This is a genomic window from Streptococcus mitis (genome assembly GCF_001579035.1).
Taxonomy (GTDB): domain Bacteria; phylum Bacillota; class Bacilli; order Lactobacillales; family Streptococcaceae; genus Streptococcus; species Streptococcus mitis_J.
The window spans coordinates 66,494-67,503 of the sequence record NZ_KQ970287.1 but is presented as its reverse complement, the minus strand read 5'-3'; the positions used below and the strand labels follow the sequence as shown (position 1 = coordinate 67,503).

Below are 1,010 nucleotides of genomic sequence, written 5' to 3'. Positions count from 1 at the left end.
CCAAGGGGACTTGAACATAGTTATCCTCACGCAAAACTTCTGCAGTTTTAGCCTGCAAGTCAAGTAATTTCTCCACAGCTTGGGAAGTATTTTTCCGCATTTTCTCCTCAAAAACGGCTCCCATAAGAACGAAGAAGAAGATAAATGCAGCACTTTCAAAGTAAACGGGGAGACCAGCGAAGAGGGCAACTAAGCTATAGAAGTAGGCCACTAGGGTTCCCAGAGCAACCAAGGTATCCATGTTGGCATTGTGCTTTTTAAAACTAGCCCAAGCACTTTGGATATAAGGACCACCTGCTACTAGCATAATCGGTGTTGTGGCTAAAAAGGTGCCCCAACGCATGACTTGGTGACTAATTCCTCCTGTCGACATCCCAATCATGAGAATCACAAGAGGCACAGTAAAGATACTAGTAATCCAAAAACGCTGTAAAAGTGATAGAGATTTTCGAGTCTTCTCAACGACTGTATAGCTTCCTTTTTGCATCTTCATGCCACAAGAAAATTCATGTTGGCCTAATTCTTGAGGTGTAAAACGAATTGTTTTCTCTTCGTCTACGCCTATTGGTTCTAAGATGCCTTCTTCTTCAAAAAGAATTTCCTTATAACAGTTTGAAGGTGTCACACAGTGAAAGGTGATCTCAGCAGGAACTCCTTTTTGCAGTTGAATGTGGGCTGGATGGTAGCCTTTGTCTGCCGTGATACGGATTTTTTGAACACCATTTTTAAGACTTGCTTTTACAATTTCAGTCATATCATTCTCCTATTCTACAATCATCTTACCGTGCATCATGTTCATGCCACAAGAGAAACCATACTCTCCAGCCTGCTCAGGCGTGATTTCCACTACATACTCTTCACCCATTGGCAGGTCCGCATGTACACCAAAATCTGGAAAAACAATTTGGTCCAGACAGGGTGAAGGATCCTTGCGGTCAAAGACAATGCGGGCTGGCACTGATTTCTTGAGGATAATCAACTCAGGCGTATAGCCCCCCATGACCTCCACT

At 43.3% G+C, this 1,010-nt stretch carries 2 protein-coding genes; both read right to left on the bottom strand.

The genetic code is table 11. The annotated features are described in order from the left end of the window. The coding region (locus SMIDD26_RS12795) for a cupredoxin domain-containing protein (RefSeq protein WP_419986650.1) at positions 1-754 on the bottom strand (754 nt) is incomplete at its 3' end. A 9-nt stretch (positions 755-763) separates the two neighbouring features. Then, on the bottom strand, positions 764-1,010 hold a 247-nt coding region (locus tag SMIDD26_RS04760; RefSeq protein ID WP_134990168.1), incomplete at its 5' end, for a cupredoxin domain-containing protein.